Origin of the sequence: Actinosynnema sp. NPDC059797 (assembly GCF_042732085.1) — a bacterium.
Lineage (GTDB): Bacteria > Actinomycetota > Actinomycetes > Mycobacteriales > Pseudonocardiaceae > Actinosynnema.
This window is the reverse complement of the sequence record NZ_JBHWIE010000069.1, coordinates 1-22,899: the sequence shown is the minus strand read 5'-3', so window position 1 is coordinate 22,899 and position 22,899 is coordinate 1. Positions and strand designations below refer to the sequence as shown.

Below are 22,899 nucleotides of genomic sequence, written 5' to 3'. Positions count from 1 at the left end.
CCCTCGTCGTGCGGGCGGCGGTCGACGTGCATGATTCGGTGAACCGGGGAACCGCCGCGGTCGACGGGAGAAGGGGGCCGGCCCTGAGCACGTGGCTGGCGGAGGTCGTCTCGGTGCTGCTGCTCCTGCTGGTGCTGGCGTGCGCGGTGGTGCGCCCGCGCGGCCTGTCGGAGGCGGCGGTCGCGGTCCCGGCGGCGGTGCTCGTCGTCGCGGTCGGCGCGATCCCGCTGCCGAGCGCGGTCGAGGAGGTGGGGCGGCTGGCGCCCGTGATCGGGTTCCTGGCCGCGGTGCTGGTGCTGGCCCACCTGTGCGACCGGGAGGGGCTGTTCCGGGCGTGCGGCGAGTGGCTGGCCCGCCGGTCGGCCGGGCGACCCCGGCGGCTGCTGGGCGGCGTGTTCGCGCTCGCGTCGGGGATCACGGCGGTGCTCAGCCTGGACGCGACGGTCGTGCTGCTCACCCCGGTGGTGTTCGCCACCGCCGCCCGCGCGGGGATCCGCCCGAAACCGCCGGTGTACGCCTGCGCGCACCTGGCGAACACGGCCTCGCTGCTCCTGCCGGTCTCCAACCTCACCAACCTGCTGGCCCTCGCCGCCAGCGGGTTGAGCTTCACCCGGTTCACCGCGCTCATGGCGGCGCCGTGGCTGGTCGCGATCGCCGTCGAGTACGCGGTGTTCCGCCGGTTCTTCGCCGCCGACCTCGACGCGCCCGCCGAGGCGCCGCGGGCAGCCGGGCCGCCCGAGGTCCCGCTGTTCGCGCTGGGGACGCTCGCGGCGACGCTGGCCGGTTTCGTGCTCACCTCCGCGGTCGGCGTGGACCCGGCCTGGGTCGCCGCGGCCGGTGCGCTGGTGCTGGGCGCGCGGTCGCTGGCCCGCCGCCGCACGAGCCCGGCCGCCGTCCTGCGCTCGGTGTCGCTGCCGTTCCTGGCTTTCGTGCTCGCGCTGGGGGTCGTGGTCCGCGCCGTGGTGGACAACGGCCTCGGGGAGTGGCTGGGCCGGTTGATCCCCGACGGGACCGGACCGCTGGCGCTGCTGGCCGTCGCGGCGCTGGCGGCCGGGCTGGCGAACGCGATCAACAACCTGCCCGCCGTGCTGGTGCTGCTGCCGCTGGTGGCCCCGGCCGGGCCCGGCGCGGTGCTGGCGGTGCTGATCGGGGTGAACATCGGCCCCAACCTCACCTACGCCGGTTCGCTGGCGACCCTCCTGTGGCGGCGGGTCGCGCACCACCACGGGCACGACGTGGACCTGCGCGAGTTCACCCGGCTGGGGCTGCTGACCGTGCCCGCGTGCCTGCTCCTGTCCGTGGCGGCGCTGTGGGTGTCACTGCGGCTGGTCGGCGGGTGAGGTGGCGGGGCGCTTGCGCAGGTAGGGCGCGGTGAACAGGTAGAGGCCGGTGAGCAGGAGCAGGGTGAGCGGGGGCAGGGGCAGGTAGAACAGCCAGGGCGCGGGCTCCGCCTGGCCGAGGAAGGCGAAACAGGCGATCACGGTGGCGGTGAAGGCGATGGACACCCAGCGGTGCAGTTGGCGGACCCACTTCTTCCCGGACATGCGGCGGCTCCTCGGTCGTGGGACGCGCTCGGTGCGGTCCCGGTGCGGAGGACACTAGGAACCGCCGGTGGCACCGCGCTTCTCGATTCCTGACCGGTTCGGCTCTGGTTGCCCGGTCACCCCGCGATGAGCGCGGCACGTCCGCGCTTCGGCCATCAACACCGGTCGATCTCGCGAAGGGGCGTCAGGGTCCTTGCCGGAAACGACGGGGAGTCGTCTCCGGCGAGGTCCGCGTGACGGCGGCCGAGGGTGGCGCACCGGGCGGCCGGTGAGCGGACTACACGTTCGAGAACGTCACGCTCGACCTGCTCGCCGTGATGGACGACGCGGGGATCGACGAGCCGATGGACTTCGCCGGGTCCTCGCCTGGGACACCGACCCGCTGCACCCGGTGGCCACCGCCGAGCGGCTGCACGAGCTGATCCCCGGCTCGGCCCTGCACGTGGCGAGGTCCGCGCGGGACGTGCGGACCTGGACCGACCGCACCGCCGAGTTCCTCGACGCCTGAAGCGCGCCGGCCGGCGGCGAAAGGCCCTCGGCCCGGAGTCGCATTCGCGCGGGCCGCCAATCAAGCGCACCGCGAAATACCAGGTAGAACGCGTATTCAACGGTCAAACCCGAACTCGGGGACCCGGGCGCCCCTTTCCGCGGCACTTCGCCGCCATTCCGCCGGACACCCCGCCGCGACCAGGCAGAACAGCGGGTTTCGGATAACCGAAGGCGCTTGCCCAAGCCACTCGTGACTCTCCGCTCACCAGGCCGCCAATACTGTCCACAGTGGACATATGGTATTGCTTTTCACGGCAGTTGCTCCATCAGGGGGAGACTGCCTCAACCACTTGGCGTCCGATGAAGTCCCGTGATAAAGATCAGAGCCTGCTGACGCACTGGTATCCGGCAGCTCGCCCGCACCAGAGGAATTGATGGATCAACAAACACTCGCGATGGCGTTCTGGTTCCTGCTCGCCATCGTGCTGATCGCCGTGTTTCTGCTGGTACGCCAGCGACGCGCCACCCGTGCGCTGCTGGTCCGGGTCGAGCGGGCCGAGGCCCTGGCGCGGGACCGGGCCGAGGAGGAGCGGCACCTGGTCGAGGTCCGGCTGCCCGCCCTGGCCGAGTCGCTGGGCCACCGGCCCGTCGAGGTGCCCGGCCCGAAGCACCCGGAGGCCGCCGAGGAGCACGAGCGGGTGCTCGCGCTGTTCACCGACTCCGTGCGGCAGGCGACCGCGCGGGGCGAGCAGTCGGCGCGCGCCACGCTCAAGGCGATGATGCGCGCGGTGCAGAGCCTGGCCAACGAGCAGCAGGTCGCGATCTCGGCCATGCAGGACCGGCACGACGACCCGGACGTGCTCGCCGGCCTGATGCGGATCGACCACATGAACTCCCAGCTGAACCGGCGGGCCCAGGCCACGGCGGTGCTCTGCGGTTCGTGGCCGGGCCAGCAGCGGTCGGCGTCGTCGCTGACCGACGTGGTGCGCGGCGCCACCTCGCGCATCCGGGACTACCTGCGGATCAACGTCCCGGCCGAGTCCGACGTCGCGGTGGTCAGCCGCGCGGTGGAGCCGGTCGTGCTGGCCGTGGCCGAGCTGCTCGACAACGGCGCCCGGCACTCGCCGCCCAGCACCAGCGTGGAGGTCAACTTCCAGCAGGCGCACAACGGCATGGTCGTGATGGTCGACGACGGCGGTGTCGGCATGACCGTCGAGGAGCTGCGCCGCGCGGCCCGGCTGCTGTCCGGTGACGGCGCCAGCGACATCAACCGGCTCGGCGACCCGCCGCAGGTCGGGTTCGCGGTCATCGGCGTGCTGGCCAAGCGCTACGGCTTCCGCGTCTCCGTGGACACGCGCTCGCCCTACGGCGGGGTGCGCGCGGTGGTGTTCCTGCCGACCGAGCTGCTCACCCACGTCAGCCGGCCCACCATGCCGGACAACGCCGTCTCGCTGCCGCCCGAGCAGCGGTCGGCCGCGCCCGCGAACGGCAACGACGACGCGGAGCCCGAGCGCACCCCCGGCGGCCTGCCCCGGCGACGGCGGGTGCGCACCGCCGACCAGGGCGCGCCGCCGCCCCCTGCCGGGACCGCACCGCCCACCCAGCGGATCGCGACCGGGCTGGCCGCCTGGAAGCGCGGTACCGACTCGGGCCGGGCCACCACCCCGCCTGTCGCTGAAGGGAACACCCAGGCATGAACAACTTGGGCTGGATGCTCGACGACGCCCTGAAGATGCCCGAGACGCGCCACGCCGTCCTGCTGTCGGCCGACGGGCTGCTGATGGCGCACTCCGCCGGCATCGACCGGGACGACGCGGAACGGCACGCCGCCGCGATGTCCGCCCTCCAGTCGCTGGCCCGCGCCACGGCCGAGTTCTGCGGGCAGACCAGCGCGGAGTGGCAGCAGACGGTCAGCGAGTTCACCGACGGCTACGTCTTCCTGGCCGCCGCCGGGCCGGGCGCGTACCTGGCCGTGTCGGCGACCGCGGGCGTGGACATGGAGGCGGTCTCCTTCCGGATCCAGGAGCTGGTCCAGCGGCTGGGCAAGGAGCTGACCAGCCCGCCGCGGCAGGACACCGGCAGCCCGGCGTGAGCGGCGACAGGCGCTCGCGGGGGCTCGTGCGGCCGTACGTGGTGACCGGCGGCCGGGCCCACGCCAGTCGCAACACCTTCGACGCGGTCACGGTCGTGATCGCCACCCGGGAACAGGTCGCCGGCCTGTCGCCGGAGAAGAAGCGGCTGATGGAGCTGTGCCGCGGCGGCGCGCTGTCGGTGGCCGAGATCGCCGCGCACCTCTCGCTGCCGATCAGCGTGACCAAGGTGCTGCTGTCCGACCTGGTCGACAGCGGCCACATCGCCACGCACGCCGCGGTCTCGCACGCCGCCCTCCCCGACATGAAGCTGCTGAAGGACGTGCTCGATGGCCTCCGCGCTCGCCTCTGACGGCGTCTACCTGCGCGACACCGTGCGGACGGCGGTGAAACTGCTGGTCGTGGGACCCTTCGCGGTCGGCAAGACCACCTTCGTCGGCACCCTGTCGGAAATCCGCCCGCTGCGCACCGAGGAGACGATGACGCAGGCCGGCGCCCTCGTCGACGACCTCGCCGGGGTGAACGGCAAGAGCACCACCACGGTGGCCCTGGACTTCGGCCGCCTGACGCTCAGCGACGAGCTGGTGCTCTACCTGTTCGGCGCGCCCGGCCAGCAGCGGTTCACCCGGGTCTGGAAGGACATCGCCCACGGCGCGCTCGGCGCGCTCGTGCTCACCGACACCCGCCGCCTGGAACAGTCCTTCGAGGTCATGGGCCTGCTGGAGGAGCTGGACATCCCGTACGCGGTGGCGGTCAACTCCTTCGACGGCGCGCCCGCCTTCCCCGGCGAGGAGCTGCGGGACGCGCTGGACCTGCTCCCCGGAACACCGCTGGTGTTCTGCGACGCCCGCGACGTGACCTCGTCCACGCAGGCGCTCATCACCCTCGTCGAGCACCTGCTCACCCGCAACCAGGAGAACGCGTGACCTCGCAAGCCGCCCCCGGGCAGGCCTGTCCCGCACACCGCGGCCGGATGCCGCTGCACGGCCCCGAGTTCGCCGCCGACCCGGCCGCGACCTACCGGGCGTTGCGGGAGCACGGGCCGGTCGTCCCGGTCGAGCTGGCCCCCGGCGTGCCCGCCAGCCTCGTCGTGGGCTACGCCGCCGCGCTGGACGTCCTGCGCAACCCCACCGCGTTCCCGCGCGACCCGCGGCGGTGGCAGGCGAAGATGCCGCCGGACTGCCCGGTGCTGCCGATGATGATGTACCGGCCGAACTGCCTGTTCACCGACGGCTCCCAGCACGCGCGCCTGCGCGCCGTGGTCACCGACAGCCTCGCCCGGGTCGACCCGAACTCGCTGCGCGGCCAGGTCGAGCAGACCTCGGACCACCTGATCGCGGGGTTCGCCGGCAGGGGCGAGGCCGACCTGCTCGGCGAGTACGCGAAGCTGCTGCCGCTGATGATCTTCAACCACCTCTACGGCTGCCCGCCGCAGCTGGGCGACCGGCTGGTCGTCGCCATGCGCAACATCTTCGACCTGGTGGACCCGGAGCGGGCCAACGCCGAGCTGACGGAGTGCATGCTGGAGCTGGTCGCGCTCAAGCGGCGGCGCCCCGGCCAGGACATGCCCTCGTGGATGATGGCCCACCCGGCCCGGCTGACCGACGAGGAGCTGATCCACCAGCTCGTGCTGCTCATGGGCGCGGGCACCGAGCCCCAGCAGAACCTGATCGCCAACGCCATCCGGCTGCTGCTGGCCGACGACCGGTTCGCGGGCGACCTCTCCGGCGGCAGCCTGCCGGTCGAGGAGGCGCTCGACGAGGTGCTGTGGACCGACCCGCCGATGGCGAACTACTCGGCGAGCTACCCGGTCGAGGACACCGACTTCGCCGGTGTCCGGCTGCCCGCCGCCGAACCGGTGGTGATCAGCTTCGCCGCCGCCAACAACGACCCCGCGCTGGGCGAGCAGCAGCGCTCGGGCAACCGGGCCCACCTGGCCTGGAGCGCGGGCGTCCACTCCTGCCCCGCCCAGCAGCCCGCCCGCCTGATCGCGTCCGTGGCGATGGAGAAGATCCTCGACGCCCTGCCCGACGTGCGCCTGGCCGTCCCCGCCGACGAGCTGGTCTGGCGGCCCGGCCCGTTCCACCGCGCGCTCACCGCGCTCCCCGTGCGTTTCACCCCGGTAGCCGTGCCCGTCCAACCCGACGAGTCACCTGGAGGAACCCGTTGGAACGTACAGCCGTCCCCATCGTCCTCGACCCCTCCGGCCGTGACATCCACGCCGAGTCCGCAGCCGTCGCCGCCCGCGGGCCGGCGACCCTGGTCGAGCTTCCTGGCCAGGTTGTTGCGTGGTCGGTGACCAGCCAGGGCCTCCTGCGCGAGCTGCTCGCCGACCCGAGGGTGTCGAAGGACGCGAGACAGCACTGGTCCGCGTACGGCACCGGGCAGATCTCCGAGGACTGGCCGCTGCACCTGTGGGTGTCGGTGCAGAACATGTTCACCGCGTACGGGAGCGACCACCGCCGCCTCCGCTCGCTGGTGTCCAAGGCGTTCACGGCGCGGCGCGTGGTGGCGATGCGACCCGCCATCGAGCGGATCACCGCCCGGCTGCTGGACGAGCTGGACGCGGCGGAGCAGCCGGTGGACCTGCGGGAGAAGTTCGCCTACCCGATCCCGATCGAGGTGATCTGCCAGCTGTTCGGCGTGCCGGACGACGCGCGGACGAGGTTGCGGGAGGTCGTCGACGGCGTCTTCGACACCACGATCACCGCCGAGGCGGCCCAGGCCAACACGGTGCGGCTGTACGGGATCATGCACGAGCTGGTCGCGGCGAAGCGGGAGAACCCCGGTGACGACCTGACCAGCGGCCTGATCGCGGTGCGCGAGGACGACGGCTCGAAGCTGGAGGAGGCCGAGCTCGTCGACACCCTGATCCTGGTGATCTCGGCGGGCTACGAGACCACCGTGAACCTGCTCGACCAGGCGATCACCGCCCTGCTGACCCACCCGGAGCAGCTCGCGGCGGTCCGCGCGGGCACGAGCGGCTGGCCGGACGTGATCGAGGAGACCCTGCGCTGGCAGGCCCCGGTGGCGAACCTGCCGCTGCGGTACGCCGTGGAGGACGTCGAGATCGGCGACGGGGTCGTCATCCGCCGGGGCGAGGCGATCCTGGCCGCGTACGCGGCGGCGGGCCGGGACAGGTCGGTCCACGGCGAGACGGCCGACGAGTTCGACGTCACCAGGGCCGACAAGGCGCACCTGGCCTTCGGCCACGGCGTCCACTACTGCCTGGGCGCGCCCCTGGCCCGGCTGGAGGCGGAGGTCGCCCTCCCGGCCCTGTTCTCCCGGTTCCCGGGCATGGAGCTGGCCGTGGCGCCGCACGAGCTGGAGCCGGGCCACTCCTTCATCTCCAACGGCCACGCGTCCCTGCCGGTGAAGCTGAAGTAGCCGTCCGCCGCCCCGGCGCCGGCGAGGACCGCCGGCGCCGGGGCTTGCGCCTCAAGCCGCATGAGGTCCCAGAGTGGGGCCATGCACGACAACCAGCTGTACCCGATCGGGGACGTGGCGCGCCGCACCGGGTTGAGCGTGAGCGCCATCAGGTTCTACGCCGACGCCGGGGTCATCGCGCCCACCGGGCTCACCGACGCCGGCCACCGGCTCTACGACGTGGACGCCATCGCGCGGCTGGAGCTGGTCCGCACGCTGCGCGAACTGGGCGCGGGCCTGGACGACATCCGCCGGCTGCTGGCCGACGAGACCAGCCTGCACGACCTGGCCACCACCCACCTCGCGCTCGTCGAGCGCCAACTGCGCCGGCTGCGCGCCCGCCGAGCCGTCCTGCTGACCATCGTGAACCAGCGCACCGCGACCGGGAAGGTGGCCCTCATGCACGACCTCGTCTCCCTGTCCGACGACGACCGCGACCGGCTCCTGGACCGGTTCTGGGACGAGGTCACCGAGGGCCTCACCGTCCACCCGGCGTTCGCGGAGAACCTGCACCGGATGCGGCCCACCCTGCCGGAGGAGCCCACCACCGAGCAGCTCCAGGCCTGGATCGAGCTGGCCGGCCTGGTGCGGGACGAGGAGTTCCGCCGCTCGGTCCGCGACTTCTTCCACAACGCCTTCTCCAACCCCCGGGCGCTCGAGCTGACCGCGCCGCCGATGATGGAGCTGATCGAGCGGCACCGGCTGGTCGAGGTGGAGGCCTGGGAGGCGCAGCGGGCCGGGTTGCCCCCGGACTCGCCGCGGGCGCGGGAGATCGCCGAACGCCTGGTGGCGTCGATCGCCGACCTCACCGCCGGGACCACCGGGCAGCCGCTCGACGAGGAGGGCCTCGCCGAGCTGCGGCGCTCCGTGGCCTCCCCCGACACCACCAGCCCGTCCTACCGGCACGCCGAAAGCGCCGTGTCCGGGTTCACCGACCTGCTGGGCACCTACACGTCGCTGATGGCCACCATCAACGGGACGCCGCAACCGGACCCGCGGGAGGCGGCGGAGAGCGAGCGGTGGGTCGCCGCCGCCCTCACCTCGGCGGAGCCCCGCCGCTGCTCGACGTCCCGTCACGCAGGTTCGACGGGCAGCCACAGCTCGCAGGTCGCGGTGCTGAAGTCGTCCGCGCGCTCCAGGACCGCGACGATCGAGGGCCCCGGCCGCAGGCGCCACGGGTTGGACGGGAACCACTCGGTGGCGGTGGCGGCCCAGGCCGCCTGCAGGGCCTGCGGGTAGGGCCCGGAGGTGCGGAAGACCGCCCACGTGCCGGCCGCCGCCTCGACGGCGTCGAGGTCGTCCGGGGTCGGCGCGTCCCCGGGGACGGCGACGCCGTGCAGGTAGGTCAGCTCGGTGCCCTCCGCGGCGTCGGGGTCGACGTCGTCGCAGACCTGCAGCAGCCCTGCCGGCTCGGCCTGGCCGAGGGCCTTGAGCCGGGCGTGCTCCTCCGGTGGCAGGGAGGCGACGTGCCGCTGGATGTGCGGGTTGACGCCGTGGTGGATGAGCGGGACGCGGGTGGCGTGGCCGACGAGCCGGAACGCGGGTCGGGTGACCAGGCGGGTGTCCATGGGTGTGCTCCCTTCGACGGTCAGGCGGAACCTGACGTGCGGTTGTGCGCGAAGGGGGCCTCCGTCACGGCGGACGTCACCGGGGCTCGCGCCGTGCACGGCCCGGAACGCGCGCCCGAACGCCTCGGTCGAGCCGTAGCCGTGGCGGACCGCGATGCCGAGCAGGTCGTCCTCGCCGCGCACCACGTCGGCGGCGGCGACGGTCATGCGGCGCCGGCGCACGTACTCCGACAGCGGCATGCCCGCCAGCGACGAGAACATCCGGCGCAGGTGGTACTCGGTGGTGCCGAGCGCCCTGGCCAGCCCGTCGACGTCGACCTCCTCGCCGAGGTGCTCCTCGACCAGGTCCACCAGCCGGTTGAGTGCCGAGATCATGAGGCCTCCTTCCGACGTCAACCCTGGCCGACCGCACCCCGGCCGCGCCCGATCGTCGCGGACCGGTCCGATCGGTCGACCTTACGCCGGGGCGGGGGCGACCCGCGGGAGGGAGACGCAGGTCAGGGCGCGGGAGAGCGCCGGGAGGGGGCGCGCGGTCCCGGTCAGGGGCGCAGCAGGTACCCGAGCAGCGCGCGGCGCTCGGCGGCGTTGTGCGGCCCCGGGTCGAACACCGCGTCGAGCAGCGGCAGCACCCGGTCGCGGGCCTCGCGGGTGCGCATGACCCGCTTCCACAGCGCCAGGTCGAGGCGGTAGCGCCACCCCGGGGTGGTCGCCAGCCGGAGGACGTTGGCGACGTTGCGGCGGGCCTTGGCCGGCAGCGCGCCCACGTCCTCGGGCGTGACGAGCAGCGATTCGGGCAGCACGTCGAGGCCGTGCGCGGTCATGGAGCCGAAGTCGGTCGGCCAGGCCGCCGCCCACAGGTAGTCGACCATCCGGCACCAGCCGCGCAGGAACGAGACCTCCAGCTCGGGCCACGGTCCGGTCTCCGCGCCGGCGAGCGCGCCGGCCACCACGTCCAGGGACGCCTTGTGCGCCTTCCACAGGGCGAGGCGCACCGGTTCCGCGTCGGCCGACCCGCTGCCGCGCACCAGCGCGAAGTAGGCGCGCCAGTCGGCCACCGCGGGGACGAGTTCGCCGGGCACGACCCCGCCGGTCGCGTACCGGAACCGGGAAGGCGTCGGCGGGTCGGCGACCGGCAGGGCGGGCACCACCCCGACCTCGGCGGCCGCCAGCCACGGGATGGCGCTGAGCGCGTAGTTGCCGTAGCCCCACGGCGCGTCGGGGTCGATCCGGCCGTCCCGCCGGCCGCCGGGGTGGAGCCTGCCGGTGCGGAACTGCCACTGGAGCTGGAACATCAAGCCCCACAACGGGTTGTCGCGGTTGTCCGCGCCGAACCGGTCCCCGGGGTTGGTGTTGTCGATCATCATCCGGTAGGCGGCCATCCGCTGCTCGAAGCGGAACGGGTCGAACGCCCCCTCCGGGTCTTCGGCCGTCGTCCAGACCTCGTACAGGTCCAGGTCCGCCAACTCCTCGGGGTGGGCCATGACCCGGATTCTCCGCAGGACCCACGGCCGGTGTCCACCAAGAACCGAACGAGTGGCCACATAGTCACCCTTAAGAATTTTTTCTCAGTCGTTCGTGCCCCTTTTTCTGCGGTTCGCATACAGCGAGTAGAGACAACCGCCTTGCGCTTCACCGGAACGTGTTCTAGTAAATTGGGTGCACCAAGGGTGAGGTGGTGGTCACCCACCAGTGAAGGGTTGTCCCGGTGATCGACACAGCCGCCTTCGAGGCCCTGAAGTTCCAAGGCGACCCGCTCGCCGACGCCGTGATCGCCGACCTGGTCGCCACCGGCCGCGTCGGCGCGGTCAACGAGGTGCTGGAGCACTTCCGCGCCAACGACCAACCCGTGCCCGAGCAGCTGCCGGGCTCGGTGCGGCGGTTCCTGGTGGCCACCGACGACCCGCCCGCGTGGGCGGACCCCGAGCGGCTGGCACGGGCCTACGAGTTCTTCGTCGACGACGGCGTGCACGTGGCCTCGGTGCTCACCTTCGGCGCGATGGTCAACTGCTACGCCCAACCCCGCGCCTCCCGGGCCCTCACCCTCACCCACGGCCTCAACCAGCCCCACCGGAGGCTGTCTGAGACCTCGCAGTTCGTGATGAACATGATGGGCCGCGACGCCTTCGGCTCGGGCGGGTCGTTCGTGCCCACCATCCAGAAGACCCGCCTGATCCACGCCGCCGTCCGCCACTTCCTCACCGCCTCCGGCCGCTGGGACGTGGCCGCCGACGGCGTCCCGATCTGCCAGCAGGACATGGTCGGCGCGCTGCTGATCTTCTCCGTCCAGGTGATCGAGGGCATGCGCCGCATCGGCATCTCGATCACCGACACCGAGGCCGCCGACTACTACTACGTGTGGCGCGTGGCCGGGGCCATGCTCGGCATCCCCGTCGAGGCCCTGCCGGAGTCGGTCGAGGACGCGTGCGAGTTGAGCGCGGCGCTGGTCGAGACCTCTTACGGCCCCTCGGACGAGGGCGTGGTGCTCACCCGCCACCTGCTGGACCTGTACGAGAAGCTGTTCCCCGGCAAGGTCTTCGACGGGATCGTGGCCGCGATGGTGCGGCAGGTCGTCAACCCCGAGGTGGCCGACTGGATGCGGGTGCCCGACTCGCGCGGCTGGGGTCGGGTGGTGAACGCGGGCACCCGCCTGATGCGCGCGCTGGAGCGCTCCGAGGACACCAGCGCCCTGGCCACCACCATCCTCGACCGCGCCGGCGCCCTGCTGCTCGGCGGCAGCGTCCGCAACCTCACCAACGGCCAGTCCACCACCCTCAGCATCCCCGCCGACCTCCGCGAGCGGTGGGAGGCCGAGGGGCGCTCACCGGTCCCCGAGGCGAAGCCCGCCGGCACGCCGGGGTGACCCGCGACCCCCGGCCCCCGGGTCAGGCGTCGGTCCGCCCGTCGGTGGGGATGGGGCGCACCTCGGCGTAGAAGGGGACCGGGGCCTCGGTCTCGTCGACGGCGAGGGTCCGGGGCGTCGCGAGCGTTCCGGCGTCGGTCCGCGTCAGGGTGTGGGGCCCCTCTACCGGGGTGGGCTCGTGGGTGCGGAGCTGGACCTTCAGGGTGACGCCGCCGTCCGCGGCGAGGGCTCGTTCGCCGTCCGACCCGACCAGGTCGGGCGGCAGCGGGATGACCGCGGAGGACCGCAGGTGGTTTTGGCAGTTGGCGCACCCTTCCACGTGCCAGCGGCTGAGGACCGCCTCGGTGCCGAGGTGGTGCTGCTCGCCGTCGACCTCGGCCACCGCGGAGATGAGGAAGGAGCCCTTGACCTTCGTGCGGTCGATGCCCCGGACGTGGATCGCCCGGGTCGGGGCGGCGTCCGCGTCGCGGCGGTCGGGCAGGTGCGCCAGTTCGCCGTCGTAGTCGTAGTCGTAGCCGAGCCGGGTGATGTCGACGCAGTCCCGCGAGGTGTACGGGGTCCCGTCGGCCTTCTTCCACGGGTCCAGGGGCGAGGTGTCGGTGAGCCACGCGTTGGGCGCGACGCCGGGGGTCGGCCCCTGGTTGTCCACGGTGTTGGTCCCGGGGTACTCGGGCATGATCTCCAGCCCGGTCGTCGCGCCGTGCTTCTTCTGCCACAGCCAGAACACGAGGTCGACGAAGCAGTGGTGGAAGTAGAAGATCGGGTCGAAGCCGGCCGTGTCGTTCTCCCCCATGTCCCCGTTGGCGCCGCGGATGGTCGAGAAGTTCTGGTGGGGCAGGTCGAACCCGCCGACCGCGAGGTGCATGGAGTTGTGCGGGCTCTCCAGGGGCACGACGGGCGGGTGGGTGTCGTTCCAGGCGGCGGCCGAGGTGGTGTTGGAGAAGACCGTGTAGTTGGGCGCGTACAGGCAGTCGACGTACTGCTGGTGGATGGGGCCCCGCCTTCGCCCCTCGCCCTGGAAACCGCGCGTCAGCCAGGCGACGACGTTCTTGTTCAACAGGCTGACCGCTTCGTCCCGGTACTTGTCGTTGTGCTTCTCGGTCGCCTTCCTGTCCTCATCGGTGCCCACCAGGCCGGAGAGCGGGTAGCGCACGGTCTCGTAACCGACGGGCTTGCTGTAGTTCGCGTCGGGCACCGGGGCGAGGTGGTCGACGATCGCCTGTTGGAACGTGTAGGAGTAGAGGGGGTTCGGGATGGTTCGGCCGTCACTGAAGGTATAGTCCTTCTTGGTGAAGATCTCGGGGACGCCGTGCTCCCGGGTCGCGGCGCCGGTTTCGTCCCAGTAGGGGAGGCGCACGTCCTCGCAGCCCTCGATGCCGCGCAGCGCGTTCTCGAGCTTGAGCAGGTAGAGGCGGTGCCACGTGGGGAACAGGACGTTGCCGTGGTTGCAGTAGCCGCCCCAGTAGGCGCTCGTCCCCCAGCCGGCGCCCCGGAAGGGCTCCCCGTGGAACCCGCCCAGCCTGAAGAACGAGTTCTCATCCGACGGGTCGAGCTCCTGGATTCCCTGCCACGCGAGAACGAGCTGGTCCGTTTCGTCCTCGGACAAATCGGTGACGCTCTTTCTCTTCACGATCCGCGGCGGCGCTCCCGACATCTCACTACCTCCCGGCGGCCTGGGAATTCGACGCTCCCCCCTTTCTAGACCGCGCCGGTCGGCCGATCCACAGGACCGAACCAGCCCTCCCTGACCGAGTGAATTCCCCACCTCGGCGGTGAAATGGCTCCCGTCGCCGGTTCACCGTCGGTGACGGGCGGCGTTCGGGAGGAGCTGCGCCCTTCAGCGGCCCGCGGAGCCGGCGGCCGCCGCCCTGATCAGGTGGACCGCCTCGTCGACCCCGCCGTCCCAGGGGGCGCCGTGGCCCGGGATCAGCAGTCCCGCCCGGAGGTGGGCCAGGCGGTCGAGGGAGGCGAGGGCCTGCTCCGGCTCGTCGGTGAACGGCGCCGGCTGGGGACCGCGCCGCCCGGTCAGGACGTGGCGGGTGGTGAGGGCGTCGCCCGCGAAGACGGCGTCGGCGACGGGCACGTGGACGGCGACGCTGCCGGGCGAGTGGCCGGGCATCCCGATGACGCGCGGCGCGCCCGGCAGGTCGAGGACGTCGCCGTCCGCCACCTCCACGACCTCCGTGAGGTAGGTGGTGCGCAGGCCGCCCTTGCGCGCCGCGTACCCGAGGAAGCGGGCCGCCGCGCCGAGCTTCACGGGCCCCGGGGCGGGTTTGGTCTTCACCTCGCCGCGCGACCGGGCGGCGTCGGCGGCGTGGACGTGCACCGGGACGCCGTGGTCGCGGCGGAGGCGTTCGGCGAAGCCGAGGTGGTCGGTGTCGCCGTGGGTGAGGACGACGCCGCGGATGTCGTCGACGGAGCGGCCCAGCGCGGCCAGTTCGGCGGTCAGCTCGCGCCAGTGGCCGGGGAGCCCGGCGTCGATGACGGTGATGCCCTCGTCGGTCACGACCAGGTGGACCGCGACGATGTCGTTGCCCACGCGGTGCAGGTGGTTGCCGAGCTTCACGGTTGCGCCTTCCCTTCGAGGAGGCCGGTGTTGATGGCTACGGTACATAGCCATCATGGCTATGGTCCATAGCTATGATGAAGGCGACACCACCGGTCGGAGGAGGACGGATGCCCACACCCGAACGGACCTCGCTCGCGGACATCGTCGGAGCGGCCTGGGACATCGTGGAGGAGGAAGGGCTCGCGAACCTGACCATGCAGGCGGTCGCCGTGCGCGTCGGCGTGCGGGCGCCGTCGCTCTACAAGCGGGTGCGCAGCCGCGACGACCTCGTCCGGCTGGTCACCGAGGCCACCGCCCGCGACCTGGGCGAGCAGCTCGACGCGGTGGCGCCCAGCGGCGACGCCCGCGCGGACCTGGGCCGGCTGTGCCGGGCGTTCCGGGCGTTCGCGCACGCCCACCCGGCCCGCTACCACCTGGTCTTCGCCGCCGTCCCGCCGGCGAGCAGGCCGGACGTCGGCTCGTTCGCCGCGGCGGCGGCGCCCGTCCTGCGGGTCGCCTCGGACCTGGCCGGGCCCGACGAGGCGCTGGAGGCGGCGCGGACGATCACGGCCTGGGCGCACGGCTTCGTCAGCATGGAGCTGGCGGAGGCGTTCAACCTGGGCGGGGACGTCGAGCGCGCCTTCGAGTACGGGATCGCCCGGCTCGCCGACTCGCTCGCGAAGGCGTGAACCCGGACGCCCGAACCGGCGGCGCGCGATTGACGAGTCCACTGTGGACAGGGCGATCCCATGCCACAGGGAACTCGCCGTTGGCAAGGCCGCCGAACTGTGACGGCGGACGCGCCCGGACGGCGGTAGGCGCGCCGGCGCCCGCTCGACAGACTCGAGAGGTCCAGACCAATCTTGTAGTGGAGGCACCGTGCGGAGTTCCACCAACCGCGATCGCACCTTCCGGGCCCTCGCCGTCGTGGCCGCCGCCGTCGGCGCGCTCACCGCCGCGGCGGTCCCGGCGTCCGCGAACACCGGCGGCACCGACGGGTTACGGGCGAGCGCCGGCTGCGTCACCACGGACATCCACCTCGACCCGGCGGCCAGGGAGGTCGGCTGGACGGTCGACTGCGCCGACCGCCGGTACGTGTTCGCGGACATCACCGTGTTCGCCGGTGGCGTGGCGCACAGCAACCCGCAGGAGGCGAGGTGGGTCAACGCCGGCGACACCTGGCAGGACCTCAACGTCTACCCGCAGACCACCCCGGCCATCGACCACCTCTGCGTCCACCTGGTCAGCTACGTGGACCCGGACAACCCCTTCGAGCAGCCGCAGGTCATCGGGCACTCCTGCGTGTGACCGGGTGACCCCCGTGACCGCGTGACCGCGTGACCGGCCCGCCCCGGTGGACGCACCGGGGCGGGACCGCGGGCGCATCCCGCCCCGTCAGGCGGGCACCGCCGTGCCGTCGCCGTCCAGCAGGGCCGCGCCCAGCGAGGTGAGCGTGTGCAGCACGGCGTGGCGGTTGCGCCGCGTGGTGATCAGCCCCGCCTGCCTGAGCACCGACGCGTGCTGGCTCGCGCCGGCCGACGAGATGCCCAACCGCTCGGCCAGCTCACCGGTGGTGCAGCTCTCGGCCAGGGCCTGCAGCGCCGCCGCCCGGGTCTGCCCCATCAACGCGCCCAGCGCGTTGTTCCCGCCGCCGCCCACCCGCCACAGGTGCGCGGCCTGCTCCACGTCCGGCGTGGCGGCGAAGACCAGCACCGGCCGGTCCGCGCCCACCGGGTCGAGCAGCACGGCGCACCGCCCGGTCAGGAACAGCGACGGGACCAGCACCAGCCCCCTGCCGTCGAGGTGCACGTCCCGCTCCGGTCCGCCCGGGACCTCCAGCACCGGCGCCGTCCAGTCGGCCTTCGGGTGCAGCGTGCTCAACAGCAGCTCGACGCCCCGGTTCATCGCGACGCGGCTGCGCCCCTCCCGCTCGGCGCGCAGGTGGCGGAGGATGTTCGGCCAGTACGGCAGCACCCCCACCCGGCACAGGTCGAGCACCGCCGGGGCGACCCGCTGCCGCGCCGACCCCTCCCCCGGTCCCCCGCCGCCGAAGAGGACGCCGCGCTCCAGCGGCCCGCGCAGGTCCTCCAGGCCGGCCGCGGCGGCGACCGGCGCCGCCGCCCGTCTGCCCGGTGCCCGTCTGCCCAGGTCCCGGCGCACCCGTCGCACCCAACCCCGAAAAGGCGCATTTCCCCCTTCGTGCAGCACCCGCGACGCGAAGAACGCTTCCGCCACCGGCCCCACGGTGGTCGTCAAGCGCAATTTGGTCAAATCCTCGACCGTGAAATGGATCCTCTGCAAAGCAGCCCCCCTGGCTCCAACTCCTCCTGCACCGGCCGGGTTCGCCCGAAAGCGTGCGACAGAACACGCGTGAACCCGATCCGAAGGGGGACGCCGCACTCGGCGATACAGCACGCGGAAGGACCAGGGGCGGAAATACCCCCGCCCACCCACCCGTTCCACGGGAATCCTTCGCAAGACTGGCGACACATCCGGCAGCGCGTCCCCCGAACGGCTTCGACCGGCCGCCACCAATTTAGCACTTCCGGTAGCACGGCGCCAATATCACCCGAATACGGGCCGGCTCGGGAATGGCGAACCGCGACGCGCGGCGGGGAAAAAGACCGCGTTCGAACCCCACCGGTCGGATCGTGGACCACCGGTGGCGCGGAACGGGTCCGGGCGGGGTGTCGACGGCGCGCCCGCCGCCGGCCTCAGCTGTCCCGGCGCACCAGGCTCACCACCCCCGCCACCAGGAACACCACCACCCACGCGGCCAGCACGACCGCCGCCACGCCCGGCGCCAACGCCGTGTCCGGCGAGGCCGGGGCGCGCAGCAGGCTGAGGCTCACCTCGTGGGGGAGGAAGCGGACCACCTCCGGGTACCCGCCCCGGAGCGCGGGCGACACGGCCACGGGCAGCGCGAACAGCACGGCCAGTGGTGTGGCGACCCCCTTCGCGACGAAGCCGGAGCCGAAGCCGATCAGGCCCAGCGCCGCGTAGACGGCGATCCGGAGGAGCAGCTCGCCGGTGGCGGCGCCGGCGCCGGCGTGGCGGGCGAGGTGCCCTGGGACGAGCGCCACCACCGCCGCGACGAGCACGGCGGCCGTCGTCACCACGAGCTTGGCCGCGAACAGCTCCCCGCGCCGGGGCGTGGCCGCCAGCGTCACCCGGAGCTGGCCGTTCCGGTACTCGCTCCCCGAGGCGAACACCGGGATGACCAGGAACAGGTACACCGGTGCGAGCAGGAGGGTGCCGAACCGCTCGATCGGCACGCCACCGCCGTCCGCGCCGGCGATCCGCAGCGCGTCCGCGGCGACGACGACGCCGAGCGCGGTGTTCACCACGACGACGCCGGCCAGCGCCGCCCACACGACGGGCAGCGTGCGGAGCTTCGTCAGCTCGGCCCGCACGCCGTCCCGCAGCCCGACCTGCCCGGTCCGCGCGCGCACCTCGGTCCGCGTCATCGCGCGTCCCTCCGGCCGATCGCCAGCGCGGCCACCGCGACGGCCGCCACCGCCCACCCCGCGAGGACCGCGAGGCCGTGCCCCGGACCCGCGGCGAGGGCGTCGGCGCCGGGGTCGAGCAGGAGGTTCCTGGCCGCGCCCATCGGGAGCAGCGCGTCCACGTCCGGCGCGAACACCTGGCTCATGGTGACCAGCACCAGCGCGATCGTCACCACCACCCCGACCAGGGTGCTGCGCGCGAGCAGCGTGACCGCCAGCGTGGTGAGGGAGAACAGCACGGCGAACGCGATGAAGCGCAGGTGGACGCCCAGCGCCTCGGCGCCGAACAGCAGACCGGGGTTCCAGTCCTTCACCGCCAGGTACAGGAAGAACGTGGACAGCGCGACCAGGACCACGGCCAGCGCCAGCGCGTACAGCGCGACCACGACGGCCTTGCCCGCCACCAGGACGCCCCGGCGGGGCACCGAGAGCAGGCTCAGGCCGAGCTGGCCGTTGCGGAACTCCTGGCCGCCGATGACCGCCGCGACCAGGGGCAGGAACAGCCCGCTCTGCAGGCAGAACCCGGCCATCAGGCCGAGGATCGCCTGCTCGGCGGGCTCCGGCTCGCCGCGGAAGACCTCGATGACGCCGTCGGGGGTGATGCGGGCGACGGCGTCGGACACCAGGCCCAGCGGCTGCGCGAGGGCGAGCGACTGGAGGGCGAGCACGACGGCGGTGACGGCCCACACCCTGGGCGAGGTGAGCAGCTTGGTCAGCTCCGAGCGCAGGACCGGCGACACCGCGCTCACCAGCCCCGCCCGACCTGGCGCCCGGTGCGGGCGAAGAACGCGTCCTCCAGGGAGGCGTGGCCGGCCACCACCTCGTCCAGCGCGCCCCGGACGACCACCCGCCCCTGGTCGATGATCACGACGTCGTCCGCGGTGTCGGCGGTCTCGCCCATGAGGTGGCTGGACAGCAGCACCGTGCGACCGGTCGCCGCGTAGTCGCGCAGCAGGGTGCGCACCGACCGGATGCCCTCCGGGTCGAGGCCGTTGACCGGCTCGTCCAGGACGAGGACGTCCGGTTCGGCGAGCAGCGCGGCGGCGAGGCCCAGCCGCTGCTTCATGCCGAGCGAGTACCTGCCCACCCGCACCTTCGCCGCGTCGGTGAGGCCGACGACGTCGAGCACCTCGGCGATCCGCCGGCGGGGCACCCGGTTGCTCTGGGCGATCCACCTCAGGTGGTCCGCCGCCCGGCGCTCGGGCACCGGCCCCGCGCCGTCGATGAGCGCGCCCACCGTGCGCAGCGGCTCGCGCAGGTCGACGTAGCGCCTGCCGCCGATCAGCGCGGTCCCCGAGGTGGCGCGGTCGAGGCCCAGCAGGATGCGCAGCGTGCTGGACTTGCCCGCGCCGTTCGGGCCGAGGAAGGCGGTCACCCGGCCCGGTTCGGCCGTGAAGGTCACCCCGCGCACGGCCTCCTTGGCGCCGAAGCGCTTGGTCAGCCCCGACACCTCGATCACGGCGCACCTGCCATCAGGTCGTCCACGGCACGAGTCTGCTGCGCCGGCGACCGGGCCCGCGTCCCCCGGATGTGGACACCTCAGCGCGGCTCGCGCAGCAGACCCGCCTCGTGCGCGAGGACCGCGAGCTGGGTGCGGTCGTTGACGTCGAGCTTGGCGAACAGCCGCTTGAGGTAGGTGCGCACGGTCTCGTGGCTCAGGTGCAGCTCGCCGGCGATGCGCACGTTGGAGAACCCCTTCGCGACCAGCCGGATCACCTGGAGCTCCCGCTCGCTGAGCACCCGGTCGGCGAACGCGTGGCGGTCCGGCGCCGGGGCGTCCTCGGCGAACCGCCGCACGAGCCGGGCGGTGACCTCGGGCGCCAGCGCCGCGTGCCCGGCGTGCACCGCGCGCACCGCCCGCAGCACCTCGTCCGTCGAGGCGTTCTTCAGCAGGAAGCCCGACGCGCCCAGCCGCAGCGCCTCGGTCACGTACTCGTCGAGGTCGAACGTGGTCAGCACGACCACCCGGGTCGGGAGGTCGCCCGCCAGCACCTCCCGCGCGACCTCCAGCCCGCTGCCGCCGGGCATCTGCACGTCGACCAGGGCCACGTCCGGCCGCAGCGCCCGGATCAGGCGCGTCGCCTCCCGCCCCTCGCCGGCCTCCCCGACCAGGGAGAAGCCCTCGACGCGGGCGAACAGCTTCGCGTAGGCGCGGCGGAAGCCCGGGTCGTCGTCTGCCAGGAACACGCCGATCGGGCGGGCGGTGCTCACGGGGCGCCCCCCACCGGGAGCCGCGCCTCCACCTCGAACCCGCCGCCATCCCGGTTGCGCCACACGACGTCCCCGCCGACCGAGGCCGCCCGCTCGCGCATCCCGCGCAGGCCGGACCCCGGCGCGACGCCCTCCGCGAGCCCCGGGCCGTCGTCGTGCACGCGGGTGACCACCGCGCCGCCCTCCACGCGGACGTCCACCGCGCACGACGCCCCCGGCGCGTGCCGCACGACGTTGCTCAGCGCCTCCTGCGTGATCCGGAAGGCCGCCGCGCTCACCGGCTGCCCGACCGGCCCCGCCACGTCGAGCCGCGCCTCCACGCGGACGCCGGCGGCGCGCACCGCCGCGATCAGCTCGGCCAGCCGGGACAGCTGGGGCGCGGGTCCGCCCTCGTCCGGCTCCCGCCCCCCGCCATCCGGCGCCCATCCGCCGCCGTCCGGCGCCCGCCCCTCGCCGTCCGGCACCCATCCGCCGCCGTCCGGCGCCCGCCCCTCGCCGTCCGGCACCCGCAACGACCGGACCAGCGCCTGGACCTCGGTCAGGGCCGACCGCGCGTGCCGCTCGACGTCGGCCAGGGACCGGCGCAGCTCGTCCTCCCCGGCGTCGGGGAGCGCACGGCTCACCCCGGCCTCGGCGCCGATCACGGCCAGGGCGTGCCCCACCACGTCGTGCACCTCGCGCGCGACCGCCAGTTGCGTGCGGGTCTCGCGTTCCGCGCCCCGGGCGCGCTCGGCTTCGCGCGCCGCCTCCAACCGCCGCCCCTCGGACGTGCCGAGCAGCCAGGCGACGCCCAGCGCGGCCACCGCGAGCACCGCCCGCTGCCCCTGCCCGACCTGCTGGGGCACGGCCGTCACCAGCGCGAGCACCGTGCCCCCGCCCATCAGCAGGAGCGTGAGGACCCGGGTCCGCGCGGCCCGCTCGACCGCGAGGGCGTGCAGGCACCACGCGGTCGCCAGCATCGGGTCGGCGCCCACCCCGACCAGCGCGCCGCCGAAGGTGGCCGCCGCGGCCGCCGCGGTGGCGATCCCCGGCGACCGCCACCGGCCGACCACCGCGACGAGGAGGACGCCGGCGAGGGCCGCGCCGACCCACGCGCGGGGGCCGGGCGCGCCCGCCACCAGGCCCGGCGCCCAGAACACGCCGACCACCGCCGCCCCGGCGGCGGCGTCGACCACCCGCGGCAGGTGGTCCCGCGAGCGCCGGCGGCGGTCCGGCGCCGACTGGGTCGTCACGTGTCCATTTGAGCACGCTCGGTCATCGCCCGTCATCGAGGCGCGACCACCTCGTCCGCCCGGTCGTGCAGCAGCTGGTGCTGCGCCAGTTCCCGGTAGAGCGGCGAGCGCTCCAGCAGTTCCGGGTGCGTGCCCCTGGCCACCACCCGGCCGGCGTCGAGCACCACGATGTCGTCCGCCGCCGCGACGGTCGAGAGCCGGTGCGCGATGACCACGACGGTCCGCTCGCCGCCCGCCGAGCCGACCAGCTCCTGGACCAGGCGCTCGTTGCGGCCGTCGAGGTTCGAGGTCACCTCGTCCAGCAGCAGGACCGGTGACCGGGCGATGAGGGCGCGGGCGATGGCGAGGCGCTGGCGCTCGCCGCCGCTGAGCCGGGACCCGACCTCGCCGACCGGCTGGCGCAGGTACCGGCGGCCGGAGTCGACGTCCGGCACGAGGTTGACCTCGACCAGCGCGGCCGCGCACTCGTCCTCCGTCGCCGACGGCGCGGCCAGGACCAGGTTGTCCAGCACGGTCCCGGACAGGGCCGGCGCGTCCTGCTCCACGTAGGCGATCCGCGACCGGAGGTCGTCGCGGGACAGGCCCGCCACGTCCCGACCGCGGTACAGCAGCCGGCCGCCGGTCGGCTCGTAGAACCGCTCCAGCAGCGAGAACAGGGTCGTCTTGCCCGCGCCGGACGGACCGACGACGGCCGTGGTCACGCCGGCGCGGATGTCCAGGGACACGCCCTTCAACGCCTGCCCGCCGGACTCGTGCGCGTAGGTGAACCAGACGTCCTCGAAGCGGAACAGCACGCCGTCGTCCCGGGTGGCCGCGCCGCCCGCGCCCGGCCGCTCGACGTCCCGCTCGGGCCGCAGCGCCCGGAGCTCGGAGATCCGGGACAGGGCGCCGAACGCCTCGCCGAGCAGCGAGACGATGGCGCCGAACAGGCTGATCGGCGCCGCCATGAGCAGCAGGTACATGAGGAACGCGCTCAACTCGCCGACGGTCATCGCGCCGGCCGCGACCCGCAGCGCGCCCACGCCGACGACCGCGATCAGCAGGACCTGCACGGCGACGCCGGTGAACGTCTGGATCACCGCCCGCAGCCGGGCGACGGTCAGCCCCTCGTGGAGGGCGCGGGCGGCCTTGGCGACCGTCGCGTCCGCCTCGCGCCGGCCGGCCCTGGTCGCCCTGATCGTCCTGATCGCGCCCAGCCCCCGCGAGAGCGAGTCGGACAGCTCGCCCAGGGCCGTCTGGAGCCGCAGGCCCGACGGGCGGGTCCGCTTGCCGATGAGGAACACCGCGACGAAGACCAGGGCGACCACCACGACCGCCAGGCCGAACAGCACCGGGTCGATGAAGGCCATCATCACGACCGACACCAGCACGGTCACGGCGCTGCCCGCGAGTTCCACCAGCCCGGAGTTCAGGATCGCCCTGGTC

22 protein-coding genes and 1 pseudogene are annotated in these 22,899 nt (G+C 73.6%); 11 read left to right on the top strand and 12 right to left on the bottom strand.

Annotated elements, in window-relative coordinates:
* The first annotated feature begins 83 nt into the window (after positions 1-83).
* A complete protein-coding gene (locus tag ACFV4N_RS18645) occupies positions 84-1,340 on the top strand; it encodes an SLC13 family permease (RefSeq protein WP_499673795.1) in 1,257 nt (418 codons plus the stop codon).
* Here ACFV4N_RS18645 and ACFV4N_RS18640 read toward each other — a convergent pair.
* Positions 1,317-1,544, bottom strand: a complete 228-nt coding sequence (locus ACFV4N_RS18640; RefSeq protein ID WP_499673791.1) for a hypothetical protein — start codon at positions 1,542-1,544, stop codon at positions 1,317-1,319. The genes ACFV4N_RS18645 and ACFV4N_RS18640 overlap by 24 nt on opposite strands.
* 923 nt (positions 1,545-2,467) lie before the next feature.
* Between ACFV4N_RS18640 and ACFV4N_RS18635 the strand changes: the two genes are divergently transcribed.
* The 7 genes and pseudogenes from ACFV4N_RS18635 to ACFV4N_RS18605 all read left to right on the top strand — a co-directional run.
* Positions 2,468-3,730 carry an ATP-binding protein gene (locus ACFV4N_RS18635; protein ID WP_499673790.1) on the top strand — a complete coding sequence of 421 codons (1,263 nt, stop codon included), beginning with the start codon at positions 2,468-2,470 and terminating at the stop codon, positions 3,728-3,730.
* The gene (locus ACFV4N_RS18630; RefSeq protein ID WP_499673789.1) at positions 3,727-4,125 is read left to right on the top strand and encodes a roadblock/LC7 domain-containing protein; all 399 of its coding nucleotides are present in this window, start codon (positions 3,727-3,729) and stop codon (positions 4,123-4,125) included. Before ACFV4N_RS18635 ends, ACFV4N_RS18630 begins: the two co-directional genes overlap by 4 nt.
* Positions 4,122-4,475 (top strand): DUF742 domain-containing protein, encoded by a 354-nt coding sequence (locus ACFV4N_RS18625; protein ID WP_499673788.1) that lies wholly within the window; start codon positions 4,122-4,124, stop codon positions 4,473-4,475. Before ACFV4N_RS18630 ends, ACFV4N_RS18625 begins: the two co-directional genes overlap by 4 nt.
* Positions 4,453-5,049, top strand: a complete 597-nt coding sequence (locus tag ACFV4N_RS18620) for a GTP-binding protein (protein WP_499673787.1) — start codon at positions 4,453-4,455, stop codon at positions 5,047-5,049. Before ACFV4N_RS18625 ends, ACFV4N_RS18620 begins: the two co-directional genes overlap by 23 nt.
* A complete protein-coding gene (locus ACFV4N_RS18615) occupies positions 5,046-6,422 on the top strand; it encodes a cytochrome P450 (protein ID WP_499673786.1) in 1,377 nt (458 codons plus the stop codon). The genes ACFV4N_RS18620 and ACFV4N_RS18615 overlap by 4 nt, the downstream gene beginning before the upstream one ends.
* On the top strand, positions 6,419-7,510 hold the full coding sequence (locus tag ACFV4N_RS18610) for a cytochrome P450 family protein (protein ID WP_499673785.1): 1,092 nt from the start codon (positions 6,419-6,421) through the stop codon (positions 7,508-7,510). Before ACFV4N_RS18615 ends, ACFV4N_RS18610 begins: the two co-directional genes overlap by 4 nt.
* Positions 7,511-7,570: 60 nt before the next feature.
* A pseudogene (locus tag ACFV4N_RS18605) lies at positions 7,571-7,801 on the top strand (MerR family transcriptional regulator); the annotation flags it as partial.
* Positions 7,802-8,622: 821 nt separating this feature from the next.
* On the opposite strand, the gene ACFV4N_RS18600 reads toward ACFV4N_RS18605, so the two are convergent.
* Positions 8,623-9,492 carry an AraC family transcriptional regulator gene (locus tag ACFV4N_RS18600; protein WP_499673784.1) on the bottom strand — a complete coding sequence of 290 codons (870 nt, stop codon included), beginning with the start codon at positions 9,490-9,492 and terminating at the stop codon, positions 8,623-8,625.
* A gap of 164 nt (positions 9,493-9,656) precedes the next feature.
* The gene (locus ACFV4N_RS18595; protein WP_499673783.1) at positions 9,657-10,598 is read right to left on the bottom strand and encodes a Leg1-related protein; all 942 of its coding nucleotides are present in this window, start codon (positions 10,596-10,598) and stop codon (positions 9,657-9,659) included.
* A 224-nt stretch (positions 10,599-10,822) separates the two neighbouring features.
* Here ACFV4N_RS18595 and ACFV4N_RS18590 point away from each other — a divergent pair, with 224 nt between their 5' ends.
* The gene (locus ACFV4N_RS18590) at positions 10,823-11,977 is read left to right on the top strand and encodes an oxygenase MpaB family protein (protein WP_499673782.1); all 1,155 of its coding nucleotides are present in this window, start codon (positions 10,823-10,825) and stop codon (positions 11,975-11,977) included.
* A gap of 22 nt (positions 11,978-11,999) precedes the next feature.
* Here ACFV4N_RS18590 and ACFV4N_RS18585 read toward each other — a convergent pair whose 3' ends face one another.
* Both ACFV4N_RS18585 and ACFV4N_RS18580 read right to left on the bottom strand, forming a co-directional pair.
* A complete protein-coding gene (locus tag ACFV4N_RS18585; RefSeq protein WP_499673781.1) occupies positions 12,000-13,583 on the bottom strand; it encodes a tyrosinase family protein in 1,584 nt (527 codons plus the stop codon).
* A gap of 231 nt (positions 13,584-13,814) precedes the next feature.
* Positions 13,815-14,543 (bottom strand): MBL fold metallo-hydrolase, encoded by a 729-nt coding sequence (locus ACFV4N_RS18580; RefSeq protein WP_499673780.1) that lies wholly within the window; start codon positions 14,541-14,543, stop codon positions 13,815-13,817.
* 110 nt (positions 14,544-14,653) lie between these two features.
* On the opposite strand from ACFV4N_RS18580, the gene ACFV4N_RS18575 reads away from it, so the two are divergent.
* Positions 14,654-15,214, top strand: coding sequence for a TetR/AcrR family transcriptional regulator (locus tag ACFV4N_RS18575; protein ID WP_499673779.1), 561 nt, complete (start codon positions 14,654-14,656; stop codon positions 15,212-15,214).
* Positions 15,215-15,404: 190 nt separating this feature from the next.
* Positions 15,405-15,833 carry a hypothetical protein gene (locus ACFV4N_RS18570; protein WP_499673778.1) on the top strand — a complete coding sequence of 143 codons (429 nt, stop codon included), beginning with the start codon at positions 15,405-15,407 and terminating at the stop codon, positions 15,831-15,833.
* An 87-nt stretch (positions 15,834-15,920) separates the two neighbouring features.
* Here ACFV4N_RS18570 and ACFV4N_RS18565 read toward each other — a convergent pair whose 3' ends face one another.
* From ACFV4N_RS18565 to ACFV4N_RS18535, 7 genes are all read right to left on the bottom strand, one after another.
* On the bottom strand, positions 15,921-16,685 hold the full coding sequence (locus ACFV4N_RS18565) for an ArsR/SmtB family transcription factor (protein WP_499673777.1): 765 nt from the start codon (positions 16,683-16,685) through the stop codon (positions 15,921-15,923).
* Between the two features lie 554 nt (positions 16,686-17,239).
* Positions 17,240-17,992 carry a hypothetical protein gene (locus ACFV4N_RS18560; protein WP_499673776.1) on the bottom strand — a complete coding sequence of 251 codons (753 nt, stop codon included), beginning with the start codon at positions 17,990-17,992 and terminating at the stop codon, positions 17,240-17,242.
* Entirely contained in the window at positions 17,989-18,780 is a 792-nt protein-coding gene (locus ACFV4N_RS18555) for a hypothetical protein (protein ID WP_499673775.1), read from the bottom strand. Before ACFV4N_RS18555 ends, ACFV4N_RS18560 begins: the two co-directional genes overlap by 4 nt.
* Positions 18,777-19,490, bottom strand: coding sequence for an ABC transporter ATP-binding protein (locus ACFV4N_RS18550; protein ID WP_499673774.1), 714 nt, complete (start codon positions 19,488-19,490; stop codon positions 18,777-18,779). Before ACFV4N_RS18550 ends, ACFV4N_RS18555 begins: the two co-directional genes overlap by 4 nt.
* A gap of 80 nt (positions 19,491-19,570) precedes the next feature.
* Complete coding sequence (locus ACFV4N_RS18545) at positions 19,571-20,242, bottom strand: response regulator (protein WP_499673773.1); 672 nt, start codon at positions 20,240-20,242, stop codon at positions 19,571-19,573.
* Complete coding sequence (locus ACFV4N_RS18540; RefSeq protein WP_499673772.1) at positions 20,239-21,474, bottom strand: sensor histidine kinase; 1,236 nt, start codon at positions 21,472-21,474, stop codon at positions 20,239-20,241. Before ACFV4N_RS18540 ends, ACFV4N_RS18545 begins: the two co-directional genes overlap by 4 nt.
* A 32-nt stretch (positions 21,475-21,506) precedes the next feature.
* Positions 21,507-22,899, bottom strand: a 1,393-nt coding sequence (locus ACFV4N_RS18535; RefSeq protein WP_499673771.1) for an ABC transporter ATP-binding protein, incomplete at its 5' end; no start/stop codon positions are given.